16 protein-coding genes are annotated in these 24,253 nt (G+C 45.8%); 6 read left to right on the top strand and 10 right to left on the bottom strand.

From position 1 onward, the window contains the following. The 3 genes from FJQ87_RS06985 to FJQ87_RS06975 all read right to left on the bottom strand — a co-directional run bounded on the left by FJQ87_RS06985 (position 1) and on the right by FJQ87_RS06975 (position 2,204). Complete coding sequence (locus FJQ87_RS06985) at positions 1-1,014, bottom strand: ArsJ-associated glyceraldehyde-3-phosphate dehydrogenase (RefSeq protein ID WP_140931857.1); 1,014 nt, start codon at positions 1,012-1,014, stop codon at positions 1-3. Between the two features lie 354 nt (positions 1,015-1,368). Then, a complete protein-coding gene (locus FJQ87_RS06980) occupies positions 1,369-1,716 on the bottom strand; it encodes a metalloregulator ArsR/SmtB family transcription factor (RefSeq protein ID WP_140931855.1) in 348 nt (115 codons plus the stop codon). Between the two features lie 200 nt (positions 1,717-1,916). Then, complete coding sequence (locus FJQ87_RS06975) at positions 1,917-2,204, bottom strand: metalloregulator ArsR/SmtB family transcription factor (protein ID WP_140931853.1); 288 nt, start codon at positions 2,202-2,204, stop codon at positions 1,917-1,919. A 538-nt stretch (positions 2,205-2,742) separates the two neighbouring features. Here FJQ87_RS06975 and FJQ87_RS06970 point away from each other — a divergent pair. Beyond that, positions 2,743-4,290 (top strand): glutathione synthase, encoded by a 1,548-nt coding sequence (locus tag FJQ87_RS06970; protein ID WP_206194374.1) that lies wholly within the window; start codon positions 2,743-2,745, stop codon positions 4,288-4,290. A gap of 134 nt (positions 4,291-4,424) precedes the next feature. Here FJQ87_RS06970 and FJQ87_RS06965 read toward each other — a convergent pair whose 3' ends face one another. The 5 genes from FJQ87_RS06965 to FJQ87_RS06945 form a co-directional block, all read right to left on the bottom strand. Further along, the gene (locus FJQ87_RS06965) at positions 4,425-5,483 is read right to left on the bottom strand and encodes an HNH endonuclease domain-containing protein (RefSeq protein ID WP_140931851.1); all 1,059 of its coding nucleotides are present in this window, start codon (positions 5,481-5,483) and stop codon (positions 4,425-4,427) included. Continuing rightward, positions 5,483-6,151 (bottom strand): class I SAM-dependent methyltransferase, encoded by a 669-nt coding sequence (locus tag FJQ87_RS06960; protein WP_140931849.1) that lies wholly within the window; start codon positions 6,149-6,151, stop codon positions 5,483-5,485. The genes FJQ87_RS06965 and FJQ87_RS06960 overlap by 1 nt, the downstream gene beginning before the upstream one ends. A gap of 358 nt (positions 6,152-6,509) precedes the next feature. Beyond that, positions 6,510-7,532, bottom strand: coding sequence for an HD domain-containing phosphohydrolase (locus FJQ87_RS06955; RefSeq protein ID WP_140931847.1), 1,023 nt, complete (start codon positions 7,530-7,532; stop codon positions 6,510-6,512). 1 nt (position 7,533) lies between these two features. Next, the gene (locus FJQ87_RS06950; protein WP_140931845.1) at positions 7,534-8,529 is read right to left on the bottom strand and encodes a response regulator; all 996 of its coding nucleotides are present in this window, start codon (positions 8,527-8,529) and stop codon (positions 7,534-7,536) included. Beyond that, positions 8,522-12,307: an ATP-binding protein gene (locus FJQ87_RS06945; protein WP_168195152.1), complete on the bottom strand. Its 3,786-nt coding sequence runs from the start codon at positions 12,305-12,307 to the stop codon at positions 8,522-8,524. The genes FJQ87_RS06950 and FJQ87_RS06945 overlap by 8 nt, the downstream gene beginning before the upstream one ends. A 271-nt stretch (positions 12,308-12,578) precedes the next feature. Between FJQ87_RS06945 and FJQ87_RS06940 the strand changes: the two genes are divergently transcribed. The 3 genes from FJQ87_RS06940 to FJQ87_RS06930 are packed head-to-tail and all read left to right on the top strand — an operon-like array spanning position 12,579 to position 14,778. Then, positions 12,579-12,875 carry a hypothetical protein gene (locus FJQ87_RS06940; RefSeq protein WP_140931841.1) on the top strand — a complete coding sequence of 99 codons (297 nt, stop codon included), beginning with the start codon at positions 12,579-12,581 and terminating at the stop codon, positions 12,873-12,875. Further along, entirely contained in the window at positions 12,872-14,503 is a 1,632-nt protein-coding gene (locus FJQ87_RS06935) for a PepSY-associated TM helix domain-containing protein (RefSeq protein WP_140931839.1), read from the top strand. The genes FJQ87_RS06940 and FJQ87_RS06935 overlap by 4 nt, the downstream gene beginning before the upstream one ends. Next, entirely contained in the window at positions 14,500-14,778 is a 279-nt protein-coding gene (locus FJQ87_RS06930) for a DUF3325 family protein (protein WP_140931837.1), read from the top strand. The genes FJQ87_RS06935 and FJQ87_RS06930 overlap by 4 nt, the downstream gene beginning before the upstream one ends. Positions 14,779-14,954: 176 nt before the next feature. Here the strand turns inward: FJQ87_RS06930 and FJQ87_RS06925 are convergent, their stop codons facing one another. Both FJQ87_RS06925 and FJQ87_RS06920 read right to left on the bottom strand, forming a co-directional pair. Then, positions 14,955-18,272 (bottom strand): S41 family peptidase, encoded by a 3,318-nt coding sequence (locus FJQ87_RS06925; protein WP_140931835.1) that lies wholly within the window; start codon positions 18,270-18,272, stop codon positions 14,955-14,957. A gap of 239 nt (positions 18,273-18,511) precedes the next feature. Then, positions 18,512-20,290 (bottom strand): PDZ domain-containing protein, encoded by a 1,779-nt coding sequence (locus FJQ87_RS06920; protein ID WP_140931833.1) that lies wholly within the window; start codon positions 20,288-20,290, stop codon positions 18,512-18,514. A gap of 120 nt (positions 20,291-20,410) precedes the next feature. Between FJQ87_RS06920 and FJQ87_RS06915 the strand changes: the two genes are divergently transcribed. Together FJQ87_RS06915 and FJQ87_RS06910 are read left to right on the top strand one after the other, a co-directional pair. Further along, on the top strand, positions 20,411-22,543 hold the full coding sequence (locus tag FJQ87_RS06915) for a hypothetical protein (RefSeq protein WP_140931831.1): 2,133 nt from the start codon (positions 20,411-20,413) through the stop codon (positions 22,541-22,543). Positions 22,544-22,682: 139 nt separating this feature from the next. Continuing rightward, positions 22,683-24,233, top strand: coding sequence for a GGDEF domain-containing protein (locus FJQ87_RS06910; protein WP_140931829.1), 1,551 nt, complete (start codon positions 22,683-22,685; stop codon positions 24,231-24,233). Positions 24,234-24,253: the final 20 nt, after the last annotated feature.

Here is a 24,253-nt window from a genome sequence, read left to right as displayed (position 1 = left end):
TTAATTAGCTTTATCCATGCGGCCAACCATTAAGGCCAGTTCAGCCGTGCGATTGGCGTATCCCCACTCGTTATCGTACCAAGCATACAACTTGACCTGAGTGCCATTGATCACCATGGTCGATAAGGCATCAATAATGCTTGAGCGCGGGTCAGTTTTATAATCCACTGATACTAATGGCCGCTCTTCATAACCCAGAATATCTTGCAATGCGCCGCTCGCCGCCGCTTGTAAATATTGATTCACTTCGCGCTCAGTGGTTGGCCGACTCACTTCAAATACGCAATCGGTCAGTGAGGCATTAGCTAAGGGCACACGCACCGCATGGCCGTTTAACTTACCCTTAAGTTCAGGGAAAATATGGGTAATGGCGGTAGCTGAACCTGTACTGGTTGGAATTAAACTTAAACCGCAGGCGCGCGCGCGGCGTAAATCTTTATGGGGCGCATCCAATATGGTTTGGGTATTGGTAATGTCGTGAATTGTGGTCATAGAGCCATGCACTATGCCAAGATTTTCATGGATGACTTTAACGATTGGCGCCAAACAGTTAGTCGTACAAGATGCGGCAGTAACTATAGGATGTATGGCTTTATCATAGAGTTGATGATTAACCCCCATCACAATATTTAATACGCCCTCTTCTTTCACTGGCGCTGTCACTACTACGCGCTTAACGCCTTGGGCTAAATAGCCTTGCAGCACGGCGGTGGTTTTCATCTTGCCCGAGGCTTCAATCACTACATCGCAAGCAGACCAATCGGTATCGCTTATGGCTTGATTGCGACTGCAAATAATACGTTTACCCGCTATCACTATCTCATCGCCGTCACTGCTGGCTTCATGCTGCCAGCGGCCATGCACGGAATCAAAGGTTAGCAAGTGCGCTAATGTGGCGGCGTCCCCGGCGGGATCATTAATTTGTACAAATTCCAGCTCTGGCCAATTCCATGCGGCGCGCAGCGCTAAACGTCCCATGCGCCCAAAGCCATTGATCCCAATTTTGATGGTCATAGTTATATCCTTTCTCTCTGTGTACATGTCATTGCTGATAGTTAACTGCGCAGCCATGCTAAGTCTTTATCGCCATGCTAAGCATCTATCGCTCAAGCAATAGGGCTTTACTCCAAACATAGAATAAATATATGAAATATCATATGTTTAACTCTAGATTTTACACATAAAAACTGCATTACATCGCGCGTAACTCAGTTACGCGTTAATCAGCGTCTTTAACAGGTGCTTTAACAAGGGCTTTATCAATTAACTCATACCAAACTCATACCAAACTCATACCATACCAAAGTCATGCCATGCCAATAAAAACCAAGAAAGCCATGCCTATAACGCGTGCCATTGTCAGCAGCATTAGCAACAGGATTTAATCCTATCTGGCCGACCACCCATAGTATGCAACGAGTGAATATTATCTTTAAGAAACAGCGCATTATTAACTGTAGCTTCAGCTAACACGCTAAGGCACCAACTAGATAACTCAGGATTAACTCGATAAAACACCCACTGTCCTTGGCGCCTATCAAGTAATAAGCCACATTGACGCAGCTGCGCTAAATGACGCGATATTTTAGGCTGAGTATCTTGCAGCGCTTGGGTTAATTCGCACACGCATAGCTCGCCTTCTTGCTGGATTAACATCAGGCAACGTAAGCGGGTGTCATCAGCCAAACATTTAAAAAACTGAGTGGGGTTAATCATTCATTACAATCCTAATTTTTTACAAATCCCTTTGTAGACTAAGCCGTTAATGCCGTGACTTTTATGCTTGCAAGCATCAATGCAAGCATGAATACAATCACTATTAAGCACTACCAAGTTATAATATATGATATTTCACATATGTGTATAGCCAAATAAATAAACAAAGCGCGAACGAATGAATGGGCTCGCTAACGCCCTTAGTTACCAGTGCAGCATTCGTCCTGCAAAAAATTCACTAAGCCTTGTAGCAACTGATAATCCGGCACGCAATACAGTAATCTGCCTTCACGGCGCTGCGAGATAATGCCTGCTGACACTAAGGCACTAATGTGGTGCGACAAGGTAGAACCGGGAATGTGCAATAATTGCTGAATTTCGCCAACAGCTACGCCTTCATGGCCGCCCTTCACTAAGATTTTAAATAGCGCCAGACGAGTAGGATGACCTAATTCTTTCAGTACTTTAGCAGCGCTATCAATATTCATAAGCGACTCTATGCAGTTAGTTAATTCGATAGTACCAGAAATATCTATAGTAATGCGAGCATAAATCCGGCAGCACAATACCAAGCGCGTACGGTAAGAATTAAGTGTGTAGCACTTTGCCAGAGTAATAGTGCGCCTGTGCTTAATCGCGCTGGCACTAAGACGGTTTCACTTTTAGCACTGCAACATTACAGCACTTCAGCACTTCAGCACTTCATGCGACATGCGACATGCGACATGCGCGTCTTATCATAGTGTATCTATAATTCTGCTATTCCAGAAATAAAGTATTGTCAGCCACCGTACTTACTACTATTATTCGATAATATTGGAAATGATTAATAAGCCAAAACTTAACACCGCAGCGTGCTTGAACACAGATATTAAGCATGACGAGTTTGATTAAGAAGGCTTACATTAAATGAAAGCTCTCTTTAAAATCAGAGGATTGCCGCCATGCATAGCATAATGTTAACCATGGCGACAGCGTGCGATTTTTAATATTATGCGACTCTTAGATAACCCTAGGTGATTAACAATGAAGATGTCAGCCACAAGTAAAGATGAAGCCATTAAGTGGGCACTGGCTCATGGCATGGCATTTAAAGCATCACCTAGCACTGCCCGCCACGTGCCTTTTAGCCTAACGCCAACTGGTATTAGTCTTGAAAACTATCAACAATTACAAGCCGCTAGTGAGTTAATCGCGAAGTTGATGGATGCGGTGTCACGCCAAGATAGCTTTTTAGATCAAGCCATCAGCCCGGTGGCAGCCAATGATCCCTTTTTTGCTGCCTTACTTAAGATGCACCGCAGTCTTTATCAAGCCAGCACTAAGCCTGAGCGCGTCCCTTTACTTGTGATCCGCAGCGATTTTTTAGATGATAAAGTGTTTGGCCCAAGGCTGGTTGAAGCCAACAGCATAGCCGCGGGCATGGGGCCATTTGGGGCCATGGCCCATAAGTTGCACCAATTTTTGCTTAGCCAAGGCCATGTCGAGCTAAACCAAAACCAAACTCAAAATTCAGCACAACATCTAAAGCAAGCGCAGCCTTTACACATTAAAAAATCAGCACTCATTGAAAACCCAGCCATAGAGCGCTTAGCCAGTGCCATAGCCGCTGCAACCCTCAAGATAAAACACGCCTTTAATGATGACGGACCAGCAAGATTCTTGATGCTAGTGCAGCAAGATGAAGACAATGTGTTTGATCAGTATTTACTCGAGCAAGCATTGCAGCAATTAGGCATTCACACTATCCGCCGCACGTTTAGTGAGCTTGAAGGGCAACTCACAACCGGCGCGCAGCACCGACTAATGCTCAATGGGGTCGGCAGTATTGATACTGTGTATTTACGCACAGGTTATCAGTTTAAGGATTATCTTAAGCCAAACACGACCGCTAACTACTCAGATTTTATGGCCATTCGAGTATTGATAGAAAGGCATAAGGTCGCCGTTAATGCCACCGTCAGTCAGCAACTTGCCACCAGCAAACGAGTGCAAATGCTGTTATCGCACTTAACGCCTTCAAGCTTCAGTGAATTTGGCTTAACTCTGGAGCAAGCCACATTCATCAAACCCATATTGGGTGACATGCTAGCCATCAATGCCAACAGTATTCATGAGGTAAACTCGGCCCCACTTGATGCTTGGGTGTTAAAAAACCAAGGTGAAGGCGGTGGTCACTGCCTATTTGGCGCCGATATAGCAAGTAAACTCGCTCAGTTAAGCCCTGCTGATTATCCCGAATGGTTATTGATGCGCCGTATTCATCCGCGCCCAAGTATTACGCCAACCTTAGTGGTGCGCCATGGCGAGCTTGAAGTGGTACATGATTTAGTCGCAGAAATGGGAATGTTTAATGTGTGGTTTGACGGTAAGCCAGCGCTAGCAAATTGTACTTTGCCGCAAGAATCAGCTAAGCCAATGACGACTATGCCAAGTTCAAGCCTTGCCAGCCAGGTTCCAAATTCAAGTTTTGCCGGCTATTTAATTCGCAGCAAATCTGCCAAGGTCAATGAAGCTGGCGTACACAGCGGCCAAGGGGTACTTGACTCATTGATGCTGATTGATGCTGATTGATGCTGATTGATGCTGATTGATGCTGATTGATGCTGATTGATGCTGATTGATGCTAGTCTCGATTAAACCTATGGCATAAGTAAACATTAAGTCACTGCGTTATATGTAGCGGCAGTGAAACTAGATAATCATTTTTACGCAGCGCCACTTTGATCTATGGCTATTGATTCAAAAGCGCTAAATATTTTACCTTCGCGCCACAATGGGGCGTTATTGTGTTCAGCTAGTTGATAGGCCCAAGTACTAATGGCTTGAGATCGCAAACTGTCACACGTGAAATAACGACCGAGTTCAGCATTGATACTTGGGCCGTGTTCGATAATATTTTGGCTAAACCAGCGGTCGCGATGAACTATTGCGGCCAAATGATCGCGCTTGGCATTGTTGCAGCGGCTATGGGCTAACACAAAGTTATGACCAAGATCGCTTGGGTAACGCGCCCACGGGATAAAGTGATCAACTTCACCTGATTCGTTTAGCGGTTTTTGACAGTAAAAACAGCAGCCAGACTGAATATCTGCCAGCACAGGCCTTGCCTTGCTAAGAGCATTGCGATCGCTTCCAAATAAAAACTCTGACAAGTTGCCTTGGCTGCCAATCAATTGATGATTGGCAGGATAATCACATACCTTTTGCAGCCAATGGCTACGCGCCAATGACACCACTAAATCATGAAAACGGCGGAAACAATAAGCTATGCCGGGATTGAGCACTATATGGTCTTGCTCGCTATGGTGCGGGTAGTAAAAACACTCAGCTTGGCCAGCCAATAATTGTAAGCGCCACAAAGGGCCATTTTTAAAGGTGGTGCGGGTTTTACTCATGAGTTTGCGCCAATCTGGGTGGCCTTTTAACTGTGTAATGCTATTCACCCCTTGGCGGCGAAACTCAGCCAAGGCATTGATAAGTGCAGACTGACTACCCGAGTTTTGCCACAAGATTACGGATTGTGGGCCTTGGCTGCCATAAGGGAGTGAATGCTGCCAGTAAAGCTCGATAAATTTCTCAACTAATTCATCTATGCTAATGCGATTTCCCAACGTCTTATCATCAAGGTGTGGCCGTTCGATACAAATATCTGCCAAGGCATGCAGTAAGGCAAACTTGTAGGTAGCAACAAAGTCCCCTTCCACCAACAGCCGTTGCAGGTAGCCAATAAACTCCAGCTGTTTGGTGGCATTTACTTGTGTCATTACGCCTTAATACCCTCCATAGTTAGTACTACTGTTTGCCATTGCACTTGGTTGCGGCCTAATTGGTCTTGCTCTAGCGCAGAAGATTGCAGCAAATGCAGACCTAGTGGCTCACCAAGACGAGTTAATTCATCAAGACTCACTGGATGCATGACTCGTTCATCAGGGCTATCGCCATGGCGCAAACTAATAATGAGTTTACCTTGCGCCTTAAGAAGGCTGGCAAGATTTGCCAGAGCATCACTTCTATCACTTGGCTCAATATGCATCCATACGGCGCTAAGTAAAATCAAATCAAACTTGATAGCCAATGCCTGAGTCAGCCCAAGCGTTGGCAAGGCATCATCCAACCAAATAACAGGCAAGGGATGCTCGCATTGTAGCGATGCGGTATGTGTCTTACCGATAGCCGCCAACGCTTGGGCAGGTTCAATGGCATAGACTTGCACAGGATGCTCATTGGTTGACAGCTCGGCCAAATACTTAGCATCGCGGCCAGCGCCAGCACCTAAATCCAGCAAGCAACAACCAAATGATGGAGCACAGCCGGCAGTGATAAGTACATGTTCAAGCACATTGAGCCATGCTTGATGCACAGCGCTAAAACTGGTGGAGTGATACTGCTCGGCCAGCGTGCTGGCATGATCATTATAAAAACGCTGGCTCATCTTGACTCTACTCTGGTGGTTACCTAAAAGGCATTAACTGCCAATCACTTAGCGCGAATAGCTAGAGTGTATCATGGCTACTGAGCCATTTTGGCAGTGTCACTCACAGGTTGACTTGAAATTCATGGATTAATTCACGGTCTGACTGAACTGTGATGAGCGTTTATCTAAGGGCTAACTTGGGATTTTAATTCAGGTAATTAGTCTGATTGATAAATCTAAAGACCAATCACTTACTTTAGACCCATGATAACAATATCGACTATTGCTTTAAGGATGGGAGAACATCTTACTTTTTAATGGTTTGGCTATTGCTTACCATAAGCGGTTACCCCTTAAAATTAACTGTGACTAGCTATTAGGCGCAGCTAGAACTTCTGTCATTCGGATGGCTTTCTTGCCAGTCGATTTGCACTTGTTTTACTTTTTCAAGCATTTGTGGCTGTAAAAACAAGGCAACTAAGGTCGGGTCAAACTGCAGGCCTGCGCCATCGGCTATGGCTTGGCAGGTGTCGGTAAGTGACCAAGAATCCTTATAGGAGCGGCAGCTAGTTAGAGCATCAAATACATCGGCAATGGCAACTATGCGGCCAAATAAAGGGATTTCTTCGCCTGCTAAACCAAAGGGATAACCACTACCGTCCCATTTTTCGTGATGAGTTAAGGCGATATCGCGCGCGGCTTTTAATAAGGGAATATCATGATCCCCGATAATTTCCGCGCCGATAATCGGATGCAGCTTCATGATATTCCATTCACTTTCATCAAGCGCCCCAGGTTTTAGCAAGATATGATCCGGCGTGCCGATTTTACCAACATCGTGCATAGCCGCGGCATGAAACAAAATATCCGCATCAATGTCCGATAAACCATAGGCAAGCCCAAGCAAACGACTGTAATGACTCATACGAATGACATGGTAACCAGTTTCATTATTTTTATATTCGGCGGCGCGGCCAAGCTTTTGAATAATCAATAAACGGGTTGATTCTAATTCTTCAAACCGCACTAAGGATAAATGGTTTTTAACCCGGGCGAGCACGCGCGCGGCGCTTATAGGTTTAGTAATATAATCAACGCCTCCCGCCTCAAAACCTAAGGTTTCATTGGGTTCATCGACTAAGGCAGTGACAAAAATAACCGGAATTTTAGCGGTGCGCGGATTGTGTTTAAGGTGCTTACAGACCTCAAACCCTGTCATGTCAGGCATCATCACATCAAGCAAAATAATATCTATGGCGGGATATTTAAGGTTCTCTAGGCGACTAATTGCATCTTTGCCAGATTGCGCGAAATACACGCAGTAATTCGCTGACTCCAAAATCGCCTTAAACAGCAATAAGTTCTCTTTAATATCATCCACCACCAAGATGTTAGTCATATTATTGTGACCCTGCCCGTAGTGGTAACACAATATGGATTTGGGTATGAGTAGCTTGCGATTGGCAACTGATCTTACCGCCATGCTTATGGGCTATGACGCAGGCATTGGCCATGGCAAAACTCACGAACACATCAGAGGTATCATGTGTATCGGCCAAGGGGTCACTCCATGCTTCAATGGCATCCATGGACACCATAGGGCCTTTATGACTAAAGATAAAATCGGCATGTGTGTCCAAATCACGCACCGAAAGTTGAACTGTGTCGCTTGAGCGCCCGGACATAAAGCTAAGCACCGCCCTAAACATCTTATCTAACAGACTGTTATCCGCCGCCAGCGTTAAGCCAGAGGTACTTTCGATATTGGCCTCAATGGCATGTTGGTTTTTTACCGACGTCAGCAAGTCACTCAAATAGCGCTTAACTGGCACGGCATTTAAGCGAATTTCGGTCTTTTTAAGATGAAAATACAAGAGTAATTGATTAAGGCGCTTTTCGGTTTTAGTTAAAATCGGCAAGCAGCTCGGGGCATCACTATTAAGCGCGACTATGGCTTCTTTATTTTGCGCAAGTTCATGACTTAACATGCGAATAGACAAACTTATCATTTCAAGCGCGGTCGGTTGCATTAACCGCACTTTAATTCTTGAGATTAACTCATTCTTATTAAAGGGTTTAGTGACATAATCCACCGCGCCTAAGGAAAATGCCTTGAGCTTGCCTTCCACATCATCAAGTGCTGATAACACGATAACCCGCGTGCGCCAAATCCGATCCCAGCGGCGCAAGCGCTCTAACACCTTATAACCGTCGGTTTCTGGCATCATGATATCCAATAACACTACATCGTAAATATCTGACTCTAATAATTTAATGGCATCTGCACCATTTAAGGCGAAGGCCACATCATACTCATCTGAGCCTAAAATACTGCGCAGTAATTTTAAATTTGCCAGTTCGTCATCGACAGCAAGAACCCGTATTTTTCTATCCATGGGATTGCTCCATTTGCTGGTTTAGTTGTTCTGCACTTTGATCTATAACCCCAATTGCGCCGGTAAAATCAAAATCTTCGGTTAACTCCACCAGCAAACCCGCTAACTCGGTTAATCCATAGCCGAGTAACTGCTGGCTCAAACATTCAAGCTCTGCATCATCAAGCATGCCTCGCTCTAGTTTTTCCCTAAAAATCAATAATCTTGCTAATAATTCATCAATCTCTATCAACTCAATATTCGAGTCTAACGTTAGATTTTTTTGCGGCTCAAGCGGTAACTTGTTAATGGCTGATGTGACCGCAAACAAGGCATCTTCTAACTCGCTTAATAAGCCTAATAATTTAGCCCCTGGCGCCGAGTCACTTAAGGCATCGTCGAGTAGTCGCGTAGCATCATACAAATTTGCCATGCCAAGCCCGCCTGCGACCCCTTTAAGTTTATGAGTCGCGCCCTTAGCTCGCTGATACTCATTCTTTTCTAGGCATTGATTAATTTCAGTGACCAAGCTTTGCCAATGGCTTGGAAATTCCCGCAACATTTTTAAATACAGGCTCTCATCGCCCCAATTATGCAAGGCTTTATCGACTTGAATACAGTGGCGGACATTAACAAATCTGTCATGTTGTTCGAGTGCTTCTTGCGCTGGAGTGAGCACACTATCAGCGCTGGATAGCTCAAAATGCAAAGGAACTAATTTGGCCATTTCACTATTAAGATGTGCAAAATCAACTGGCTTTATCACAAAGCCATCCATGCCCTCATCAAGACATTGGTCAACATCGCGCCGCATGCCGCTTGCCGTTAAGGCGATTACTGGCACTGGGCGCCCTTGCTTAGCTGCATATTCCTTAATGCGTTTATGGGCCTCAAAGCCATTCATATTGGGCATATGAATATCCATTAACACCAGATCGTACTGACCTTCGGCTAACTCAAATAATTCCACTGCCTCAAGACCATCTTTTGCCCAATCAATCTGATGCTTCTCTCGGCCTAAACGGGTCTGAATTAATTCGGCATTAACCGCCACATCCTCTGCCAACAAGATTTTTAACGGCTCAAGCAATCGATAGCAGGTAAGCGGATTTTCTTCTTGAAACTGCACCTTAGTTTGATCTTTGGCCGCCGGTGCATAAATGGTGAAATAAAAGCGCGAGCCAACACCAAGCTCACTTTCAACCCACATTTGCCCGCCCATTTTTTCCACCAATTCGCGGGAAATGGTTGTGCCAAGCCCGGTGCCACCATAACGGCGCGAAATAGAGCCATCTGATTGCACAAAAGGTTTAAAAATATGCTCTAGCCTATCGTTTGAAATTCCAATGCCAGTATCTGCCACCACAAAATTGACTAGGCCGCCTTGGCTACTATCGGTCAGGTAAGCACTTACTTTAATCTCGCCTTTTTCGGTAAATTTAATGGCGTTTCCAATAAGATTAATCAGCACTTGCCTCAGTTTGGCGGGATCAGAAACCACTAAATTGGGCACGTTAGCGGCCACTTGATAACTAATTTTCAAGCCATTTTTCAGAGCTTGTAGCTCCATGAGATTAATCACAGAACCTAAGGTACGACGTATATCAAAGGCTAAACGCTCAAGCTCCACTGAGCCGCGCTCTAATTTAGTTAAATCTAAAATGTCATTTAATAAGCCCAGCAAAGAATGCGCTGATTTAGAGACTGTCGTGAGATGGCGTCTTTGCTCCCGCGTCAGCTCAGTATCTAGCACTATTTCTGTCATGCCGATGACAGCATTCATTGGGGTGCGCAGTTCATGACTCATATTGGCCAAAAACTCTGACTTAGTACGGTTGGCTAATTCCGCCTCATCTTTGGCGTTACGCAAACGTACTTCGGCGGCTTTTCTGTCGCTAATATCCCTAAGCACCATAGTGTAAGTTTGCTGGTATTTACTGCGCACGCAGGTCACAGATACTTCTACCGCAAACAGGGCGCCGCTCTTATTAATGGCGAGTGTTTCCACTTGCGAACGCATTTTTTTAGTGGTGCCGACTAACAAGCTAGTAAACCAAGCATCGATATTCGGGATATGATCGCAGTCCGCCATGACTAACGCTAAGTTCTGGCCAAAGATCTCTTCTGCGCGAAAGCCAAACAGATTTATCGCGGTGCGATTCACCTCTTTAATAGTGCCATCAGGGTCAACCACTAACAGCGCATCACTCATGGTATCTAAGGTGGCCCGCAGTTGATGCTCGGCTTGCTGCAAGGCTAACGTGCGGACATTCACTTTTTGCTCCAGCGACATATTTAAATCGCGCACCCGCTTTTCATAAGCCTTGAGTTGGGTGATATCTGTGCCTACCGCCACATAGTAGCGTTTAAGGTGCTCGCTGGTATTAATGGGCGCAAAGTGCACATGTAGCCAAGAAGGATTATTAGGGTTGGTGGCATCTTTAAGTAACACATCTGCGCACTCACTATTAGCGATGGCTTGAGTGAGCGTGGTTACCGTTGATGCTGGGGTAAATTCACTGTCTAAATAACGGCACGTTTGCCCAATGATAGTGCCCACCGCATTGTCATGTCCTTGGCTATAGGTTTGATTGGCATAAACCACAGGGAAATGAAATTCTGCGGTATCAAGGATCGCTAGGCTAATGGTCGATGTCGCCATAGCGCCATCTTTAAGCTGTAAGTCTTGGCGAAGATAACGATTAGCATCTTGTAGCTTAAGATAATCTTGCTGCATGGTTTGATATTGTTTAAGTAACTCTAGCAACGGCTGCCAAGCCGCTGTTACTGCGCGCGGTAATTTTAAATTCATGCTTTGCGGCGCCGCATTAGCTGACCCGCTTTGCTCTATGACATAGTGCGATAACTGCAATAAGCGATTAAGGCCGCGGGTGATGTAAATAAACCATGCTGCCGTTAACACGAGCAATAAGATGAGCAGCTGCAATGAGCGCCAAAACCAGTCTTGCTGTAATAATTCTGGGGAGGCTTGCAATGGCGTCATCGCCAATTGTAAATGCCAAGGATGCAGCGGCTGTAAGCTTGGATAAAAGGCGACTGTGGGTGAATTGAGCTTACCGCCCTCGCTTGGCGTGCTCGATTCACGCGCCGCATAATCAATGCGCCATTGCAGCAACCCCTTATCATCGCTTAATAATAGCGATTGCCAGCCAAAGGCCTTTTTGTCTTGTTGCTGCTGCACTTTTAGAAAGGATAACAAGCGTTCTGCATCAATCAGCCACAATAAATAATGACCCCCAACTTTGGCTTTAGTGATAAATGCTAATTGCTGCCACGCCTTGTCGTTAACCACTAAGGCATACAAGCTCGGGGCACTGTGAGTGATGCGCGGGTTTTGCTGCCAAACCTCGGCGTAGATTTGATTCACCTTAGCCGCAGACAGAGATAAAGAGGCAGGTAGCACAGAGGCATGTACGCTTGGGTCATCAAGTAACTGCGCATTGGCGTGATGAGTCACCAATTGGTGAGCGGTATCATAGAGGCCGATAAAATCAAATTCGGGGAAAAGCTGAGCTAATTGTCCTAACTTATCGCTGTCACTGATATCTTCGGCAAACTTAAGCTCATCAAACGCAGTGGTAGCCAGTATGGCTTGTTGTTGCCATGCAATTAATTGTTTACCTAAGGCATCGCCCACGTCTTGGGCGCGATAGTCAATCAGGGCTTGATGTTGAGTATGACCCGTTTGCGCTTGATGCTGGAATTGCAGCCATAGCCAACCGATAGGCACGAGTAGCAATAACCCCATCCCTAGTAATAATTGACTCCTAAATGACATTATCCCTAACATCCAGCATCTCCATAATTGGATAAACTAGAGTATAGCCAAGCTTAGTTAAGTTGATGAATTTTCGATTAAGAAATCCCAGCCAATTATCATGCGTCAGCTCAAACCAACAAGGCTTGCGGCCATTGTTCTGGGTTAAAAATATGTGCCCATGGCCACACATTTGAGCACTCGCAGTGCAAGTGATAATGAAAATAGTTATCAATTGAGTTTTGTTTGTTTACAATAAGTCCTCTTTTGCTGTTGGTGTTTGGATTTGTTGGTGTTTAGATTACAGTCTTCCACATTATCGTTTAGCCTCAGACTGCTTGCAGCCAGCATTGGCAGCTATGGCTGCACGCTCGCTATTTGCGCGGCGCTGCATCAGGTATTAACGCTCGCGCCACTGGATAAAGTCTATCTAGTGACCATGTTAGCCTTTGTTATCTTCATCCTTTTAAGTTTGCTAAGTCTTTGCCTGCGCTCTTTACCTAAAGTGCTGGGGTTACTTACTGGCTTAAGCCTGTTATCTCTCGCCACAGTTCGCTGCTTGGCTCCATTTGAGGCCATGCCATTATGAAAGAAACCCTTTATCGCTCCATGCTGTGGATCCATACCTGGTTTGGCTTACTGTTATCTTGGCTATTACTACTGGTATTTTTTGCTGGTACCTTAAGTTATTTTCGCTATGACTTTAATGTGTGGAGTAAGCCTGAGATCCACCAAGACGTGTTGCAAGATTACGCTAGCAGCCGTGTTAGCAGCCAAGTGCAACAAGCGCAGCACTACTTAAGCGCTAATGCCAGTCACGCCGCCAGTTGGAGCATTCAATTGCCGCGCCAACGCCAACCTTATATCAGCGTGGGTTGGAGCGAGCCTAAACCTGAAGGCAAATCCCGCGGTAAAAGCGTCAGTCATTTTATTACCCATGACAATCAAGTGATTACCGATACTCGCGATAGCAAAGGCGGCAATTTCTTCTATCGCCTGCATTTTGATTTGCATTATTTGCCCGGCAATCTTGGCCGCTACCTCATAGGTATTGCCACTGTCTTTATGCTGTTTGCGCTTATCAGCGGCATTGTTATTCATAAGCGCTTCTTTAAAGATTTCTTCGCATTAAAATTCAATAAAGGCCATAGATCTTGGCTAGACAGCCACACGATTAGCTCAGTGTTTGGTTTGCCTTATCATCTAGTGATTAGTTTTACTGGATTGATTGCGTTAATGTTTTTATACATGCCGCTACCGCTGGACTTAGAATTTAAGGGCGATAGGCAGCAGATGCATGCACAAGTGGACCCAACCACTGTGCGCACTGAGGCAAGTCTCGAAATGAGTGCTGAGCCCGTCATCGACATAGCTAGCCTAATTCACAACAATCAGCACTTATGGGCCAATTTACCTGTGCGCCGCATTAGTGTGCAGCACCCAGGGCGCGTTAACAGTCAGGTAGTGATTGAAGCTAATACCGAGCAGCAAATTACTGAAAAAGAACCTAAATGGGTGTTTAACGGCGTAAGCGGTGAGCTGATTAGCCAAACGCCACTTTCGTCATCCATCATAGTTGAAACCTATGACACTTTACTGGCGCTGCATACAGGTCGCTTTGCCAACAATGGCTTACGATTATTATTAGGGTTTGCCGGGTTATTAGGCTGCTTGATGATAGCCTCAGGCAATATTTTATGGGTGAAAAAGCGCCTACAAAAACGCACTATGAGCGCGGCTGACAATGTTGGTTTAAGCCTAGTGCAGCGCTTAAATCTAGGCTTTATTAGCGGCTTACCGCTGGCAACTGCGGTGTTTTTACTGAGTAATCGCCTATTGTTACCAGACTTAGCCCAGCGCGCCGATTGGGAAGTGCATTGCTTTTTTATCGCCCTTGGCGCTTGGCTACTCTTGAATTTACTCGGCCTTGGTTCATGGTTTAGCGGCTTACTACTGGCAGCGCTTGCTTGGCTGGCCGTGCCCGTCATTAATGCCCTGACATCTAAGCACCTCATCAGCAATATCGCCCTTGGCCAATGGCCGTTAGTACGGGTAGATATACTTGCGTTACTGATAGCTGGCATGTTGTTTGGCGCCGCTTGGTATGCTTATGCGCAGCGCCAAAATGTGAATGTTACTGCTAAAGGCAACAGCGCTAATCTTGCCGTTAAGGCCAAACGAGCAGCTAACCCTAAGCTTAATGGAGCACAATCATGAGCCTCATCATTTTTAGTGTCATGCTAGTTGCCATGGGCTTATTTTCAGTGGTGAGCCAGCAAGGCGTAGCCAAACGCTTTGGCATTAAGCTTAACGCCAAGGCGCGGACCAAGTGCAAATACTTAGCCTCTATACTATTAAGCGTTAGCGCCTTAATGATGATAATGACAGCAGGGGCTTACGGTTTGATTGTATGGACCTTACTGCTTGCCGTCGCGGCGCTAATAATGATTGCTTTAAGTTACTGGCCAACAATCAATAGCGGCAACTATTAATCACTGCCGCTTAAATCTAACTCGTCATTAGCATAAATAAAGGCCTGCAGTGCAGGCCTTTATTATGCTTTGGCTTTATTGGTGCCACGTCTTACATGGGGGCGCTGTTATCGTTAACTCTTAGCGCTATCCATTAGCGCTAAGAGTTAACGCTATCTGTTAACGCCTAGATGCAACTAGTTAATATCTTGCGCTTTAGTGCCCTTAGGTAAAGGCAAGGCCTTAAGCTCGGGCACAGGTTCGGCGTTAATTTTTTCATTTAAGTAACGCATTGCCGCTTGCAGCTGCGCATCCTCACCTTTATAGCTCTCATGAGGTAAGTTTTCGACTTCAATATCTGGACTCACGCCTAAGCCTTCGACTATCCAGCGACCATCCATAGCGTACTGCGGATATTCAGCCACTCGTGCCATGCCATTATCCGCAAGCGTATTGCGCCCAGATAACCACACCCCAGCGCCGGCGGTTTGCTTGCCAATGAGCGGCGCTAACCCTAAGGCCTTAATACCCGCCGCAAAGGTTTCACCGTCTGAATAGGTTAACTGATCGGTAAGCACGACTAAGTGGCCGCGGAATGTCTGCTGCATATTGACGTAAGGCGTGCCTTGAGTGGGCTGCCAAAACGCCCAGGCGCGGCGCAATAATTTCTCAATAATCCAGCTATCAATATTGCCACCACGGTTACGCCTAACATCAATAATTAAGCCCTGTTTGTCATAATTGGTGTAAAACTCTCGGGCAAAATCATTGATATCATTGTGCCCCATGGCATAAAGATGCAAGTAGCCGACCTTATTGGTCGTACTGCTTGATACTGAATGACGATTGGCCACCACCCAGTCTTGATAACGCAGTTTGGCATCATCCTCGGCGGAGATAGGCGTGACTAATGTTTGATGGGTTTGATCCGCGCGACTTAAGGTGAGTAACACAGGTTGCGCCACTTGATTACTGAGTAAACGGCTAACATCGGCCATAGAGCGCACCCGCTGGCCATTAATCGCCACCAACATATCACCGACTTTGGCATTCACCCCAGGTTTTGCCAAAGGCGGCGCGGCATTAGGCAATTCTGCGTCATGTCCATAAATGGATGCCAACACCACGCCATTCGCCGTTTGCTTAAGTTGCCCACCTAAACTTGCGACTTTAGGTAAATCCGCTTGCTTACTGACATCGCCGCCACGCACTTGGCTATGGAGTGAATTAAGCTCAGCCATCATTTGTTCAAATAAGTCATTGAGCTCATATCTGTCGGTTACCCGCGCCAATAATGGCTGATATTTTTGTTTAACGGCCTGCCAATCAAGGCCGCGCATCTTAGGATCATAAAACTGATGTTGATGCATTTGGTGAGCATCATCAAACAATTGCTGCCACTCAGATACAGGATCTAAGCTCAATTGCCACGGACTTAATGATAGGGTCGCCTCAGTCAGAGAGCTGGGTAACTTATCGCTGGCATCCACAATGACTAAACTGGGTTTTGGTAGTTGCTGCTGTAATAACAAGCGTTTTTTATCTGGTGACAGCGCAAAATAGGCTATGTTATCAGCCACTTTAGTCGCGCTGGCTTTACCTGCCTCAAAGCTAATAAACTGCAAACTGGGCTGACTGTCAGGCTTATTGTCGCTATCTAATACATATAAGCCTTTATCTGTGGGTTGCAGATTCTGGTAATTACCGCTCGCGACCGGCACTTGCCATAACCTTTGCGCTAATCCCTCCCAGTCCACACTAACAAGTGGTGATGGGGTTTTATCGCTCGTAGATTTCGCTGGCTCAGGGGTTAACTCTGTCACGGGCGCGAATGGAAATTGCGCCTCTTTAGTTAAGGCTAAGGCAAAAATTTGGCTGCGGCGATCAAACACTGGCCCCATGTTTCGATCGCCCCACGGGCTAGTAGGACTCGAGCTAAATTCACGGTTAGATAAGAAATACAGCCACTTGCCATCGTCACTAAATCTTGGTGAAAACGACTCGTATTTATCTGAGGTTAAATACTCAGTGCGTTTATCCACTAGCGAGTACAAAAGGATTTGCGGCCTTTGCTGGCCAATTTTAGCCTGAGTGATAGCAATGAAGCGACTATCGGGTGACCAGATTAAATCAGGGTGCGGTCCTAAGCCTTCACTGCCCGATAAAATGAGCTGATTGGTGCGCGCCTTAATGCTGAATAACCAAATATTGCCTTGATAATCATCATGCAATAAATAGCGGCCATCGGGAGATACTGCTAAGGCGGTGCGCAAGGTATCGCCCTTTTCGGTCAGCTGAGTGGCGTCTTGACTGCCATCAGCGGCTAATTGCCACAATTGCTGCTGTCCGGCTTGGGAGCCAATAGCATAAATCCACTGCCCATCTGGGCTCATAATGGCTTGACTCATGCGGGCATTATCTGGGCTGGCAACGCTCACTAAACGCCGCCCCTTTTCACCCACTACCGCTATTTTCCCGCGCGCTGTGACTATGGCTTGGCGGCCATTGGCAGCAAAACTGACATGGGATAAATAGGCTAAAGGATCGCTAATGCGATTAGGCTGTTTTTGGCTGAAATCGGATTGCAAACTAATGGCAGGCTGAGTAACGCTTGCGCTTGCGATATCCAGCACTTCAATATCAGCGCCTCGCGACCACACCAGTTTGCCATGTTTAAGGTTGGCTTGGCGGATAGGATAATCTGTGTAATGGGTGATTTGCGTTAGCTGATTATCATCAAGATTTAAGCGCCAAATATTATCTAAGCCACTCTCATCACTAATAAAATACATTTGCTGCTGCCACAGCATAGGTTGGCGCAGTGAGCCTTGATGTTCAGCGAGCAAACGAGTGGCCTCAGTGTCTGTCGCTAACTGATATTGCCAAATCTCGCCCTTAGCGCCGCCGCGATACACCTGAGCATTATCGCCGCTGGCTTGCAGACCAAAACGCACGAAGAACACCCGCTTGCCGTCACTGGCAATATCGCCTTCGATGGCATCCACTAGCGGCACATCTTGAGTTATCAAGCTGAGAGGCGACACAGTTTTGAGCAGCCAGCGGTTTGATGGTCCAACGGTTTTATCTGTGGCATATAAAATATCGCCACTTGGAGTAAAGCCTTGCAAGCGAACGCGATGATCTTCAAAGGTCACGCGCTTAGGCACGCCGCCATTGATGCTCATCACATAGACTTCATCGGCGCCATCATAATTGGCGACAAAAGCAAGCAGCTTACCGTCTGGCGAAATATGCGGATGGGATTCAAGCGCCGCTTGACTGGTTAACCGAGTGGCAGCGCCTTGATTAAGGGTTTGTTTCCAAATATCCCCTTCAGCGGTAAACACTAAAGTATCTTGATGGATATCTGGCATCCGATAATAGCCAAGGCCAGTTGCTGAGCTTAAATCAGCGCCTAGCGCTTGGGTGTTGGCAGCACCATCAGCAGCTGCCAAGGAGAATAACGGCGCAGTGAGCAGTAGACTACAGAGTAAATAAAGCGGGCGGTACGTCATAATTTCAGCATCCCTAAACTATTGTTTTATTTTTGTGACAATAACTTAGCAAATTGACTGCTGGATTTATAGTCAGAGTTTGTGAGCAAAGTTTGTCGTGAGAGTTTGCAGCCAACGCTTATTGTTAGAGTTCATCTATTTATCAATTCATCAATTCAGCGCACGCCCATAAAAAGGGCCAGCGCGAGCTGACCTTAGGTAAACGCAGTCAATAGATAAACGCAGTCAATTAAGCCTAATTACTTATACGGCCAATCGATGCCAAGCCAGGCCTTGAAAAAGGCTTTTTGACTATCACTCGCCCCAGCCATAGGTTTAATCTCAAGCTTGCCCTGTGATTTTTCCTCTAAAATCATTGTGGTGGTTTTAAGGTTATCGTTACTGAAATAACTGAGCTCCACTTTATCGCCCGGCTCAAAATCTTCAAACCGCTTAGTTAAGCCATCAGGGGTGACTTTAAGGCCATTAATGGCCACCAGTTCATCGCCTTCATGCAGGCCTGCGCGCCACGCCGCGCCATCACGTTTAACATGCTCAAGCTTCAAACTGTCTTTGGCGGCTTTAACCCCAAAGTTAGCCTTAACCGCCTCTTCTTTGCCATAAGTAATGCTTAAGCCCGCCATGGCCAGCAGTTCAGGGTAATTGGCTTGCCACGGGCTATCGATATGGGTTTGCCACCAAGCGTCGTAAGATTTACCCGCTAACGAGGCTAAGATAGCTTTAACATCTGCCACCCCAAACGCCGCCGGTAAGCGGTAGTCACGATATAAACGCTGATGCACATCGCGATAAGAATGCTTAAGGCCAGTATCTTCTAACAGATTAAAATCTAAGGCTAATGACACTAAGTAACCTTCGGAATAAATATTTACCCCATGGTTAGTACCGTAATCGCCGCCTTGCTCGACCCAAGTGGATTCACTGGCTTCGGCCACCGACTGCTGCCGAGCACCGGGGCGGTTAAGGTTATCGTTAATCCGCTTGGCTAAGTCTTCCATAAACTCTTGATGAGTAATGACGCCAGCGCGCAGCAATAACTGGTATTGAAAATAACTGGTGGAGCCTTCAGAAAGCCACAACAAGGGCGTGATAGTTTCTTGCTGATAACGATACTTAGCTAAACCTTCAGGGCGATATTGCTTCACGTTCCACGTATGAATAAATTCATGAGACGCTGTGCCGATAAAGCCGAGATAGTCTTTGCGCTCCCTAAAATTAAACCTAGGCAACTGAATAATGGTGGAATTTAAATGTTCAGTGGCGCCGCGCTCGCCGCTCGTGGCATGCACCATATAGACGTAGCGCTCAAACGGATAATCATCCCAAATGGCGCTGGCACTGCCACTGAGTTTTTTAAGATCGAGCGCTATTTGATCAAGATCGTAATTACCTTCGCCCCACACCACGAGCTCATAATCGCGGCCATCGGCACTGAATGTGCGCACCTGACTAATACCGGTTTCAATGGGCGAGTCCACTAGCACATCATAATTGGGCGCCACAAAAGAGTGAGGCTGCCAGCCTGAGGTCATGCCGGAATAACTGCGCCACTCGTTAGGCACTTGCATATTAACGCGCAGGCTATCTTCACGAAATTCTGGACTGTAAACAAACACACCGCTGGCATCTAAAAATGCATGGCTGGCATCAATATGGCGCACCCGAGTCCCCAGTAAATCGGCATGCAGTTGATAGGTCACTCGCACACTGGTGGGCGCAGTTAACTCAACTTGCCACTCACCGCTCGCCACTCGGTTAACACTCAGTGGTTTCCCTTGGGCGTCATAGGCCTTAAATTCACGCAAACCATCAGCCAACGGCAGTATTTGATACTTACCAGTGCGCCACACGGGCAAGTTAATGGTGAGGGCTGACGCCACAGTTTCGGGAAAAATAACTTCTACATTAGCCAGTTGATGCTCAGGCCGAGTCAAATCAATGTTATATTGGACATCGCTGTAGGCGGCAAAGCTAAAAAAGGTACCTATCGCAACAAATACGCGAAAATCAGGTTTCATGGCTTAACCCTTCTGTTATCATCCCTCTTACAAAGTTGCTGGAGTATAACAAGTAAAATCAATCACCTCAGCATTAATTAACACAATTAACATAATGCACCACCTTATTTGGAATAGCTGATGCCCTTATTTGCCATTCAATGGTTTATTGTTTTATTTGTCTTGTTCGCAGGTCAAGTTCACGCAAGCGTAACTATTGACGATGAAATTGCCGTCAGAGAAACACCGCAAGCCTTATATGACAACTTAAATCTACAACTTAATAGTGACAGTAAACCATTAAGCCTGACCCGCTTGAGTCACCGCAGCTGGGGGCTAAATCAAGACGCCTTGTTCCGCCAATACTATCTGTTTATTCGCTTAAGCATGGAGCCTGGGGTGACTGTGCCGTCAAGCCATCCTAATAACTCGAAGCTGATTGAGATGTTAGCGTCATTTGCCAAGACCCCATACCAACAAGCTGTAATTGAAGTGCTCAAAGGGCGCATCATAGGTAAAGAGCAATACAACTACCCACAGGTAGAAACTCACTATCAAGCCGCGCTAGCGTTAATTAAAGAGAACAGCTCGCAAGAAGCGCGGCTGCTTAGATTCACTATTCATGATCATCTCGGCTCCTTGTTGTTATTAACTAATCAAAAACAACCTGCATTACAGCACCTTGAAGCCATGCGTGAGCGCGCGCTGCACTTATCATCGTCCTACTTATTGGCATATTCCAATTCACGCCTTGGCAAGTTTCACACCCAATTTGAGCAGCATAGACAAGCGCTGCAATACTTCTCCCAAGCGCACCAATTGGCCAGCACTACCCAATCGCCCAAATTATTAGCCCTGATTAATTTTCGAATATCTAAGGTTTACCGAGAGCTTGGCCAACTGGAAGATGCTCTCCAGCATGCCCACATGGCCGCCGATAGCTTTATGGTGTTAAAGGATGATGCCTATTTGTCACAAGCCATGAGCGCCATCGCCATGATTTATGCCAAACAAGAATCATGGCAACAAGCCATTGATTATTACCTTAATGCCCAAGCCATAGATAAGCGCCGTCAAAACATTATCTTCATGGCCTTAAATTATCATAATCTGGGTGAGGCTTATGCCAATATTGGCGATTTAAACGCTTCAATCTCATCACTATTACAAGCAAATCAAACGTTTACCAATAAAAACACTAACCATTATTTGATTCATAACGAGGTATTGCTGGCGCAAATTCGCAATAAACAACAAAACTATCAAGAAGCCATTAAGCACGCCAACAAGGCGATTACCTTGGCCCTTGAAAGTAACAATCTTGAGGTGGAAGTCGAGGCCAAACAGCATTTAATTTTGGCATTAGAGCGCTCAGGCGAAATCACTAAAGCCCTCACCTTGAGTAAACAAGTATTAGTGCTAAATAAACAATTAATACAGCAGGCTAAGCCCCACGATGATGTGAATGCGGCGCTGCAACAACAGCGCTTAAAAATTGAGTTAGATACCGCCAAGAGCCGCGTAGCTAAGCAAGAAAGAAACATGCATTTCGCCCAAATTGCGGCGCTGTTTAGTACCCTTGGGCTGTTAACCGCCTTATTAGTGTTAGCCACCATTTGGCGTAAGCATTATTTAAACGCAAAACAATTAAGTTACTTAACACGCCAAGCGCTGCAAGAACCTATTACCTTATACCCTGGGTACAACTCATTTATTGCCAACCTTGAAAATTCTTGGTTAAGCCAGCCAGGCACGATTGCCTTAATGACAGTCCAATCGAATCCCAATCAGGATTTGTTACTGGGGCAAGAGGATTTCAGTCACTATTTTCAGCAGCAACTGGGTGAACTGGCCGCATTATCCGAGCTTGAAATCTTTGCCTTAAGGCCAGGTCTCATCGGAATTTACAGCCAGCAAGTACTGACGCCCGATGAACTTGTTAGCATCATAGAGTCAGCGTGGACATCAGCGCAGAAGTGGTCGTTAGGGCTGGTAAACCTGCCATTTCTAGCCAATAAAGATGTGCCGATTAATGCTAAAACCTTGTATCAATGTCTGCAATTTGCCTGCGCTGGCGCCTTAAGTTTGCAGCAGCATCAAGCCTTTGTGAGTTTTCATACCTTAGATTTCACTCCGCCCACTATTTTTACCACTCAGCTGTATATGCGTTTAACCCAAGCCATCAATCGCGGCTTAATTCGGGTGACTTGCAGTTGTGATAAACAGCAAATTACTTGGCCAAGTAGTGGCGCGCAGTCACAGAGCACAGAGTGAGATGCGTAAATTTCAAAGCTCAGATGAATTTTTATGTATTTTCCGTAGGTTACATTTGCACTTCATTGAGCTTTAGATACTATTACATTAGTTTCACTCACAGTTAAGAGACTGATACCTTAGGTGACTCGGAAAAATTATGGATAATTTGACCAACAACACGCAAGCGGCACATCTCAAGCACAAGCTGCAACTGGCTAAAGAAGCAATGCTGCAGTTAGAAGCTGACCGCGACGCCAAACTACAAACCTTATTATCCCTGATTAATCACTTAAGTAGCGCCTGTAAGGGCCACAACACTGAGCTTGATAATCGCCTCAATAAGCTTAAAAACCAGCTCAATAGTTACGACAAATTTGAGTTTGTCGCCGCCGATATTATTGATTTGCAACGCTTACTTAAGGGGCATGCCAGTGAAGTATTAGTGCGGCTTGAATCAGGGCGCAGCCATATAAATGACCTGACCCAAGAACTGTTAAGCGTGCAGCAGTTAGAAGGTCCCAGTCGTCATGAACTCAGCTATTTTCGCCAAGCCAATAGCCAGCCCTATAGCAATGTATGGGAATACATACCTAAACTTGAGCTATTGCTGGAGCAGTTTCACAGCCTGCTAAGTAGCCAGCTACCGGCCAATACTGAGCTGAATGTCTTACCTAAGTATCAATTACTGGCCGAGGATTTGTTTGAACTGCTTGCCAAAATTGAGTTCCCAGCCCCCCAGCAAACCCAAATAAATGACCTTGTGTCTATCCTCAAACATGACTTGAATGCCGACCAACTGCTACTCACTTATCAGCAGTTATTAACCTTAGTCATCGACACTATTTATCAAGAAAAAACCGCGTCCCAAGAGTTTTTATTCGCGCTCAATCATACCTTAACCACAGTGCGCGATGCCGTCGGTCAAAGCATGACTCAGTATCAACGCAGCTCGCAGCTTAAGACCCAATTAAACCACGAAATCTTTACCCGCATTGATGACTTAAGTCGCCAAAGCTTAACCTCACAGCCGATAGAGCAACTTAAGCAACTAGTGACTGAACAACTGGCCTGCATCCACAACACCTTAACGCGTAAAGATGCCATAGAGCAGCGCGAGCAGCTATTGCTGCAAAAGACCATGGATGGCCTCCATAAAAAAATCGACAACCTTAACAATGAGGCCACAAGCTATAAAGAGCGCTTTTTCGAGCAGCAAAAAATCAATATGCTCGACTGCTTAACCCAATTGCCGAACCGCGCCGCGCTTGATCAAAAAATGGAAATTGAATATCGCAGCGCCATTCGCCAGCAACATACCTTGTGGCTCGCCATACTCGATATCGATCATTTTAAAGAGATTAATGACACCTATGGTCATACCTCGGGAGATAAAGCGCTGCAAGTCATAGCCACCGCCCTGCGTCAAAGTCTCAGGGAAAGCGAGTTTGTGGCCCGATATGGCGGTGAAGAATTTGTGTTGTTAATACCAGGAGTATGCCAAGATGATATTGAGCAATTACTTAATCGTGTTCGTGAAAAAATAAAAAATGTTCAATTCAAATTTAAACAACAACCCGTGATAATAACGGTGTCGATAGGCGCAGCGCAGCTTGCTAGCTCAGAAACCATCCAAGATACCTTTGAGCGAGCCGATGCCGCTCTTTACCAAGCCAAGCACCAACATCGAGACCGCGTCATTATCGACTAATCATGGGACCGTGAAGTGAT

It is taken from the genome of Shewanella sp. SNU WT4, assembly GCF_006494715.1.
In the GTDB taxonomy this organism is placed as follows: domain Bacteria; phylum Pseudomonadota; class Gammaproteobacteria; order Enterobacterales; family Shewanellaceae; genus Shewanella.
This window is presented reverse-complemented; position numbering and strand designations above follow the sequence as displayed.